We start from the raw sequence: 9,155 nt of genomic DNA, 5'->3' as shown, positions 1-9,155 counted from the left end.
CGGCAAGGCCGTTTCCGCCGGTATGAACCCGATGGACCTCAAGCGCGGCATCGACAAGGCGGTTGTCGCCGTCGTCGAAGAGCTCGCCAAGCGCACCAAGAAAATCACGACCGAGGCCGAAATCGCCCAGGTCGGCACGATCAGCGCCAATGGTGAAGACGAGATCGGCCGCATGATCGCGGAAGCGATGCAGAAAGTCGGCAACGAGGGTGTCATCACCGTCGAGGAAGCCAAGGGCATCCAGACCGAACTCGACGTCGTCGAGGGCATGCAGTTCGACCGCGGCTACATGAGCCCGTATTTCATCACCAATGCCGAGAAGATGACGGCGCAGCTCGACGACCCGTACATCCTCATCCACGAAAAGAAGCTCTCCAGCCTGCAGGCGCTCCTTCCGTTGCTCGAGGCTATCGTGCAGTCGGCCCGTCCGCTGCTGATCATCGCCGAGGATGTCGAGGGTGAGGCTCTCGCCACCCTCGTCGTCAACAAGTTGCGCGGCGGATTGAAGGTCGCGGCCGTGAAGGCTCCGGGCTTTGGCGATCGGCGCAAGGCGATGCTGGAGGATCTCGCGATCCTCACCGGTGGCACCGTCATCAGCGAAGATCTCGGCATCAAGCTCGAGACTGTCACGCTGGATATGCTCGGTCGTGCCAAGAGGGTGTTGATCGAGAAGGAGACGACCACGATCATCGAGGGCGTCGGCAAGACCGAGGACATCAAGGGCCGCTGCACCCAGATTCGTGCGCAGATCGAGGAGACCACCTCGGACTACGACAAGGAGAAGCTGCAGGAACGTCTCGCGAAGCTCGCCGGCGGCGTCGCCGTGATCCGCGTCGGCGGCTCGACCGAGGTCGAGGTGAAAGAACGCAAGGACCGCGTTGACGACGCGCTGCACGCGACGCGCGCCGCGGTCGAGGAAGGGATTGTTCCGGGCGGCGGCGTCGCTCTGGCACGCGCCTCGCTCGTGCTGAAGGACCTCAAGGGCGACAACGACGATCAGCGCTTTGGCATCGAGGTGGTCCGCAAGGCCCTCCAGTCGCCGATGCGTCAGATCAGCGAGAATGCCGGTGAGGACGGCGCGGTGATTTCCGGCAAGGTGCTGGAGAATGCCACGTACAACTTCGGCTTCGATGCGCAGGTCGGCGACTACAAGGACTTGGTTGTCGCTGGCATCATCGACCCGACCAAGGTCGTGCGCTCGGCCTTGCAGCATGCAGCATCGATCGCGTCGCTGATGATCACGACCGAGGCGATGGTAGCTGACCGGCCCGAGAAGCCGGCCGCCGGAGGTGGCGGCATGGGTGGAGGCGGAATGGGCGGAATGGGTGGCGGCATGGGCGGGATGGGCGGGATGGATTTCTGACAGCTCTTACTGACCCGCTAAGTCGGGGGCGAGCCGCCCCCGACTATCCACCCTCTAACGCGGCGTCAGACTTTGCCTCGATGTCAGATCTCTCCTAATCGTTCTTCTCCCCATGGCCGTCGGGCGCCCACGTAAGACGCGAGAGAGCCTGTTGCACAAGAATGGGGCACCCCTGAGTTCATCCGCGCTAACAACACATACAGCAATTTGGGCTCTCCCCTTCGCGGTGATGGCGGCGGCGGAACTCCCGTTGCTCCCCTGAGAAGGGGGCCGGACCTCCAGCTGCACCAGCTAGGGGTGCTGCTTGGGTTTCCCGGTTTGCAGCCTCGCCGTGAGAGACTTTACCGTCTCCAAGTACTCAAGATAGGAGCATACACGCTACTAGGAGAGCCCTTGACCTTATTACTCGCTCTTCTGTAACGGGCCCCCGTGTGTCAATTCCCTCAAAGCGTGATCCCGTCGCCAATGTCTCTCTTCTGTCCGGGGTCAGCGCGAGGCCGCCACCTGATGGCATTTGATAAGGATCGGCCGGCCAATCTAGTGACGGGTCAAATCGGTACTGGCTGACAACTCCTAAAACGCCCGTGGCAGACGGCATGAAGCTGCGGCGGCCGCTGGCCCAGCCCACTAACAATCATTTGGCCCGCGGACCCCAGAGTAAGTTTAATTCAGCCCCTCCATCACGCAGACCGCGCCATGAAAGCCGCCCGACCGGCGCAGCTGTAAACGCCGCGCAAGCCGCCCTCGCGAGGGTAAGAGAGGCTTTCGAGATGAAGCGGCGCGCTATGGCCGAAAAGGGGCCGTACACGGCGCGAGCGGTTGGCCGCGCCTCGCCTAGCTGAAGGCGACAAGCCCCTGATAATCGTCAAAACTCATCGGTAGGATTCGATGTCTAGATGAGCATGAACGCCAGAGGAGATCATCCCGGGAGGCTAGGCATTCGGGCGCGGTCCTCAGCGCACAGCCTCATCTTCTTCATCGACTCTTCGACTAAGGTCTGCTTCATTTCGAAGCCGTATTTTAACCATACGATTTGAAAGAGATAAGCATGCCAGTTCTGAAGCAGGCTCCGGAAATAAAGTTCACCGCAAAATTAGATAAGAAATGCGATATGCAACATGACGCGTATGTTGAAAAACTGACAAAGGCCACCGCCTCAGTGCATGTTCAGTATGAAGACACGGTAATTGTATCATCTGGCACATATAATGGAGTCGATTCTATTGAAAATGCGATCACCAAACTGAGGAACGAAACATTCAGAAAACTTGATGGCGTAGACACAAGTACCTTTTATGTCGAGGACATTCTCATAGAGCAGAGGGATGGCCATAATACTTGTAGTGTTAAATATGGAAGCTTGAGGGCTTTCCCAGAGGCCCTTAAGATCCGTGTCGACAACATCTCGACAATCGAGGAAGCTAAACTAAGCTCTCACTTAATACTGGATGCCTTTCTCGTTTATTGCAGGGAGTATTTTTAATACTCCTGCAACGCGGTAGGCCGTCCTAACGCCGCTGCGGCGGCATCGGGTCCGGCACGAGCTTGATCGCCCAATCAGGCTCGTGGCCTCCAGTACCCGCATATCACTGTGCTCGCGCATCAGCAGCTTGGTCGGCGCCATGGTCTTCCGCCGGCAGCCAGGGCATCGCAGCTCGATGAAGCACTCCGGCCAGTCGGAGAGGATCACTGACGGATGAGTGACGGATTGGGAACCGATTGGCCACGCCAAAGGCGGCCGTACGCCGAGAGAGGTCCAAGATGAGCATGAAGGGCTAGCGGCCGTAGCTAGGAAGCGCCTAAAGTCTCTTTCCGTATTTAAAACAACTGATTTTCGTGAGCACCCCCTCCTACCACCTTTTCGTTGATGATAGTGGCCCGCGTCTCATCGATCATCCGTCGACACCTCGACAAGATGGGATGGATTATTTCGCGATGGGCGGCCTTCTCATCAAGGCGGAAGATGTAGATAGCGCTACAGCTGCTCTCGAAGTTATCCGCGCGAAGTTTGACATCACTGCACCTTTCCACTCCTCGAAAATGCGGAGCAAAACTAAGTCTTGGGCTTGGCTAGGAACCGATAGTGCGCGCGCCGAAAGGCTTATGACGGAGCTCAGCGCATTCCTTTGCTCCATGCGCGGGCACGCGACGGCCTGCGTGGTCCATCGGCCTGGCTATAGAGCTCGGTATTCGCATTATGCCGTCCACGAGCGCTGGCGACTCTGCAAGAGCGCCTATGCAATTCTGGTGGAGAGGGCGGCCAAAATCGCAGTCAGAGATGGCCGAAAACTAGCCGTCTATGTTGAAGAGACGGGAAAAAAGGAAGACGCTGATATCCGCGAATATCACCGAAACCTAAGGGCTGAGGGGATGGTCTTCAACCCAGCAACCTCCGGTAAGTATGCCCCTCTCTCAGCCGCCACCTTTGCCGAGGCTTTATTAAAAAGCCCAAGTTTTTTCAATAAGTCACTGCCGATGGGGCAGGTCGCTGACCTTCTTTTGTATCCGCTGGTTAAGGGTCGCTACGATCCGACTTACCGGCCTTATCGCGATATCGAGGCCGCATGCCGGATCATTGACGCCTCACTAGCGGCCGGGGAGGAGAATTTAGGGGTGAAATACTACTGCTTCGAAGGGCTCTAGATAAACAAAAGGCCCGGGGGTTGCCCGAGCCTTGTGTCCCGCCGTCATACGACAACGCCCGACCTCATTTGGTCCTGAGGACATATATGCACCAGATTCGTGAATTATTCAACTATGTTAATGCATTCAAGATTATATGTAATCAAAAACTACTGGCTTGACGTTAAATAGCGATCAGTTCGGGCATGGCCTCTATTTTCAGGAAAGATGTTGGGATATCATGCATTTTTGATCACATATACTGATGGCCGCGTTCCGTTTTGCAGCGCAGACAGGGCAGCCCCTGAACGCACTAGGCAGCTAGCCTATGAGCATCGCGACGCCGAGCGGTCAGCCCGAGGCTCTCGCTGACGCCGCATCGCTTACCGAAGACGATCCCCATGTCTTTGGGATCGATGCCCCGCGTCTGAGCATGGTGAGGCTCCATCCCCTTCATGAGGTATTTGGCTAAGCCGCGTGGAACGGGGATGCGCTGAACATCGATTGCGCCATGCGGCTTGTCGATGCCGCCGGTGACCTTTTCCAGCCAGGGCGTCAGCTTACTGCAGAAGAGCTTTTTCAGGCTGGGTGGGACGTGCGGACGTGCACGCACCAATGGATGTGAGTGTAGCCATCCTTGACCTCGATGACCCATGCATAGGTCGGCGGGCCCAGGCCGGGCCTCCCGCTTTTCCGCGCGAGCTGATCTCGGTAGCGGAGCCAGCGCGTAAAATGGTTGTCGCGGAGGCGCTCAAAAGCGGCACTGGCTAAACTAGGTGTGCAGACCGTGTGGGACATGTTCAGGGTCACAAACAGGTTCAGGGGCTGCCCTGTCTGCGCTGCAAAACGGAACGCAGCCAGAAAGTTGTTGGCCGCTTTGCGGTTCATATGAAGGGATTGGCGATGGGGAGGCATGCAGGGTGCGATGCGGCGCTAATTGCCGCTGTGTGGGGCCTAGTACTTTGGGGCCTAGTACTAAATAAGGTGTGTCGCGGGCTAAAATGACCCAAGCCCTGGTAGGCTTGGTGGTCCACCATACACACGGGAAGTCACGGCCACCAGCAATTTATCGTACGATCTTGATATCAAAAATACACGCGATTTAAGGATTGAAAAATTGCGCGTGTATGTTAGCGTGAGTGCATGGCAGTAAAAAAGCATATCAACATGCTGGCCGCGCTAGGCCAGGAAATCGATAACTCGAATGCCGAGAGCTCGCCGGCTAAAACGGCCGTTGCGAAGCCCCTGACGGCTGGCAGTGTTGATAGGGTTGCGGAAGCATCGAAATCTTCTTCGAAGATGCCGGGTCGTCCTCCCAGTGCTGAAAAGACTGTGCCTTTGCTCGTCCGGGTGCCGAGCAGCCTGCACGATTGGCTGACTGACCGGATGGTGAAGGAAACGAGAGAACGCCGGCGTCCGGTGACGGTTCAAACGATCATCTTAAAAACGCTCGCCGCTGCCCGTGACACTAGCAACTAAAGCCCCGACTAATTCCGGCGCAATTATAGGTTTTTTACCGAACGCACGTCGCACGGCGTCGGCCTAGTAGATGGCGAAAACCATCATCCTGATCGGCCGCAAGGGCGGCAGCGGCAAAACCACCCTTGCCCATGCCATCGGTCATGGTCTCGGATCGCTGCATACTCCGATCTCAGCGCTCGTCGTCACAACCGAGGCGGATAGCGAGGTCCCCAAGCAAGGCAGCCGCCGCTACCTGTCTGTAGACGACCGCAGCGGTGCAAGCCTTCAGGCCGTGCTGGAAAAGGCCTTCGACCATGAGAAGCTTGTCGTCATCATCGATGGCGCTGCTCGTCGACCCGGTGCTGATGCGGCTGCAGCCGATCTAGCTGACCTGATCCTGATTCCGTTCACAGCCTCGCGCCAGGATGTCGGCCTGGCCCTCATGGACCTTGAGCGCTTCCCCCAGGCCTATGCGGTGCCCAATCGCTGGCCGACCCATCCCGGCACCAAAGAGAGGGCTGCGAGGCTGCTGAACGCTATCCCCCACGATCGGCGGATGCCTCTGGTGCCGGCCATCCCTAAGCTAGCCGACATCTGTGACCATGAGCTCTACCCGCAGCTCGTGTCCGAATTCGCAGCGCCTTGCCGGACGCTGGCTGTCGAAGCCCTCACACGTATGAATTTAAGCGTGCAAGATTTTATGGATTCTTGATATCGATAACTCAAGTTATCACAAATTTGTTAACACATGAGAGCATGATGCCGAATATTCAGTTTGCCCGAGAGCTAAAGAGCCAGGTCATGGAGGCGCAGCGCCAATGGGCAAGCGAGCTTCCGAGACAGCCAGGCCAATTAGGTGGAACGATCACGAACTGGGCAGAGGGACCACCCGTCTACACCCCGGGTGAAATTCCGACCTACTCAGATTTTGAGCCCATCAGGCTCCTCGGCGTGCCTGCCGAATTCGTCGCCTATCTGCGCAAGCTCGGCAGCATCCCGTTCACGGAAAACTAGCCTTCGCCTCGCCTGGATAAATCTACAACGAGCGATGAGCTTTCTACAAACCCTTCCCAGCAATCCCCGCAATCTCAACCTCTCCATCATCCACGCCATCTAATCGAAAGAATCGACCACATGGGTGCGGCTCGATAAAGTTCCGTAAAGAGAACCATTAGGCGGACAGGCGATGACAATTTCAGACTGGCTCATCATATGCGCGACGATCGTGGGGCCGGTGCTGGCCGTGCAGGCCCAAAAATGGGTGGAGGGCTATCGCGAGGTCCGCGCCCAAAAGGTCACCGTATTTTCAACGCTGATGATCACCCGAGCCACTAAACTGGCCGTCGATCATGTGAAGGCGCTCAATACGATCGACATAGTTTTTCGGAACGACAAGAGCGTTACCGATGTTTGGCGTGAGTATTATGAATTGCTCTCGACCGAGAATCCGACTTCTCGAAGGAACGACAAATTTGTCGATCTCATGTTCGCCATGAGTAGCAGCCTTAAGTTTGGCTTTGACAAGGTCATGCTTCAACGCGTGATCTATCTGCCTCAAGGGCATGTTAATGCCGAGGTGATACAAGCCGAAATCCAACAGAACCTAAACCTCATGCTGTCAGGGCAGCGAGTTATTCAGGAGGGTGTCAAGCAAATCCTCTCGGGCGAGAAAGCGCTGAGAGTAGCCATTGAGGGCGGCATCACCCCCAGCGGCGGCACCTATGCTGGCCCGAAAGTCGTCAAATGAGTTAGCCTGACCTGATTTACTCGATCGATAACAGGAGACAACGACCAGCAGATAGTGCACTGTAGTACAAGAATTTGATCTAGATTGAGATTTAACACGGGCCGTGATGTCGAAGCGAGGAACCTACCCGGGCGGGCATAAGGTTATCAGCCCGAGGAGAACGCGGGCGTGGAACGAACCCTACATACCGATTCCTAGTCCGCCGCCGGTCGATCGTCTGTCGCCTTTTGAACAAGCCGTGTGTGACTTCCTGCGGGATCACGTGGAAGCAAGATTTGACCGTCGCCCTCCCTCATCAGTGCCCGAGATAATTGCGAAGCGCTATCCAGGGGAACAGCTGAAAGTTTGGGAAGACAACATCCTGAAATCCCGCCAGTACATACTCACAATGCGTCGAGTTTTAATGGCAAGGATAATAAGCAGGAGAAAACAGGGTGGCTAGATGGGCCGTCTTCGTGGAAGCCGTAGCTGACGGCCGTTTCGCCATCATGCGGCGCAATGTCGAGCAAGGGCCGGGCGAGCCCTTTATGCAGGGGCCGGATGGCGGCGAAGATAACAAAGGCTACACCATTGAAGAGTTGCCTTCAGTGCTGGGGAGCCAATACGGCCTCTCGATTAGCGAGATCGCGGCCTGCATGCCGAAGCCGAAGGCCTGAATGCCTCCTAACAGCCTTACCGAGGAAAATGCGTGCACACTTTATCGGTTTGCTCAAGGAACTCGGCCGACAGTGCCTGGAAGCCGGGCAGATTTAATGCGTCCTCGGCTGTGAGCACGTTGACTGCCGCAACCTTGGACCCCTCCAGCACCGTCATGACTGTAACACCCTTTATCTCACCGCCGACGAAATTGCCGGTGGCAGGCTCACGCCTGCTATGAAAGGCGGCCTCACTCTCATCTGAGAGGCGCTGCATTAGCCCTATGGGCCTTGACCTGAGATGCCCATTTTCGTCAATGTGCACCGCGCAATAAACCAAGATGTTCGGCGCGCGTTCCGGTGGCTTCTTTCGACCAAAAAGTCCCATCCCCTTACGTCTCCCTTGGTGCGCCAATTGTTGCACCTTCCGGCCTTTATCCGATAGCCGCGTAAAGGCCGAAAAGAAGCGATTCTAGGCGAGTATCGTTCTCGCCGCACCTACCCTAGCCGAAAACGGCCAGGGCCTTGGTAATCGCCAAATTTGCGCACGCGGATTGGATGCCGGGGCAGGGGGGCAGCCTCAGCTCTGCTTAGCAAGCCTACGATGTGAGGCTACTATGCGGCCTGACGACGCGGCGCGGTCTCTAATTCTGATGCGATCAATCTGGCGTCGGCATCGAAGCAGCTCGCGCCGCTGTCGGGCGGAATTCGAAGATTGAGCAGCTCGGCATATCGATGCTCCTGCACTTGGAACCTACGCGACAAGCTAGCGAACAGAGCCTTTGCCGATGGCGTGATGACCTCAGGCTCAGGCCGTTCTTCGACTTCGATCTCCGTCACCTTGGGTTTGCGCACGAACGGCTTTCGGACCAAGGTCTCAAAGCGAGCGTCGATAATCCAGTGCGTGTCGTCGCGGCGAATGCGAGCCGATTGTAAATCGCCGCGTGGTAGATCATCGCCTTGCAGATCAACCGCACCAAGCTGCGGGAGCACCGCAAGGGCAGGGGTGATCCACGTCGTGACGTGGTGAACAAAGGAAGCCAGCCTTCCTGATCCGGCTCTCTGCAAACTTGGGAAATGCACCTCGCCTTCCGAGCCTGTGTCCTTCGAGCTTCATAGCCAACGCATCGTCTAAGCACTCGGCTAGGTCGATGACGGCGGGTGATGGTAGGCGAGAAAGAAATTTAAGATCGGTCTCGTTTTTCTCATTAATTGCGAGGGCGCGTAATTCCTCACGTGCTCACGTGGGAGGATTGTGCCGGTACGCTTGAACTCGGCTCGCTCAATACTGACCAGCCGATTCCAGGTAAACGACAACAGCTCATCC

At 56.8% G+C, this 9,155-nt stretch carries 11 protein-coding genes; 8 read left to right on the top strand and 3 right to left on the bottom strand.

What is annotated here, in order from left to right:
* From groL to GSQ92_RS17745, 8 genes are all read left to right on the top strand, one after another.
* On the top strand, positions 1–1,363 hold a 1,363-nt coding region (gene groL / locus GSQ92_RS17785; protein WP_159013910.1), incomplete at its 5' end, for a chaperonin GroEL.
* 1,048 nt (positions 1,364–2,411) lie between these two features.
* Complete coding sequence (locus GSQ92_RS17780; protein ID WP_159013800.1) at positions 2,412–2,846, top strand: hypothetical protein; 435 nt, start codon at positions 2,412–2,414, stop codon at positions 2,844–2,846.
* A 353-nt stretch (positions 2,847–3,199) separates the two neighbouring features.
* Positions 3,200–4,006 (top strand): DUF3800 domain-containing protein, encoded by an 807-nt coding sequence (locus GSQ92_RS17775; protein ID WP_159013799.1) that lies wholly within the window; start codon positions 3,200–3,202, stop codon positions 4,004–4,006.
* A 1,122-nt stretch (positions 4,007–5,128) separates the two neighbouring features.
* The gene (locus GSQ92_RS17765) at positions 5,129–5,464 is read left to right on the top strand and encodes a hypothetical protein (protein WP_159013797.1); all 336 of its coding nucleotides are present in this window, start codon (positions 5,129–5,131) and stop codon (positions 5,462–5,464) included.
* 70 nt (positions 5,465–5,534) lie between these two features.
* A complete protein-coding gene (locus tag GSQ92_RS17760; protein ID WP_159013796.1) occupies positions 5,535–6,158 on the top strand; it encodes an ATP-binding protein in 624 nt (207 codons plus the stop codon).
* 44 nt (positions 6,159–6,202) lie between these two features.
* On the top strand, positions 6,203–6,460 hold the full coding sequence (locus GSQ92_RS17755) for a hypothetical protein (RefSeq protein ID WP_216856868.1): 258 nt from the start codon (positions 6,203–6,205) through the stop codon (positions 6,458–6,460).
* Between the two features lie 172 nt (positions 6,461–6,632).
* Complete coding sequence (locus GSQ92_RS17750; protein ID WP_159013794.1) at positions 6,633–7,193, top strand: DUF6680 family protein; 561 nt, start codon at positions 6,633–6,635, stop codon at positions 7,191–7,193.
* 434 nt (positions 7,194–7,627) lie between these two features.
* The gene (locus GSQ92_RS17745) at positions 7,628–7,849 is read left to right on the top strand and encodes a hypothetical protein (RefSeq protein WP_159013793.1); all 222 of its coding nucleotides are present in this window, start codon (positions 7,628–7,630) and stop codon (positions 7,847–7,849) included.
* 16 nt (positions 7,850–7,865) lie between these two features.
* Here the strand turns inward: GSQ92_RS17745 and GSQ92_RS17740 are convergent, their stop codons facing one another.
* The 3 genes from GSQ92_RS17740 to GSQ92_RS30340 all read right to left on the bottom strand — a co-directional run.
* Positions 7,866–8,216: a hypothetical protein gene (locus GSQ92_RS17740; RefSeq protein WP_159013792.1), complete on the bottom strand. Its 351-nt coding sequence runs from the start codon at positions 8,214–8,216 to the stop codon at positions 7,866–7,868.
* 227 nt (positions 8,217–8,443) lie between these two features.
* On the bottom strand, positions 8,444–8,911 hold the full coding sequence (locus tag GSQ92_RS17735; protein WP_159013791.1) for a hypothetical protein: 468 nt from the start codon (positions 8,909–8,911) through the stop codon (positions 8,444–8,446).
* 60 nt (positions 8,912–8,971) lie between these two features.
* Positions 8,972–9,155, bottom strand: a 184-nt coding sequence (locus GSQ92_RS30340; protein WP_216856867.1) for a hypothetical protein, incomplete at its 5' end; no start/stop codon positions are given.

The organism is Acidisoma sp. S159 (assembly GCF_009766125.1).
GTDB lineage: Bacteria > Pseudomonadota > Alphaproteobacteria > Acetobacterales > Acetobacteraceae > Acidisoma.
Note: the sequence above shows the minus strand (reverse complement) of the source record. Positions and strands in the feature narration are given on the sequence as shown.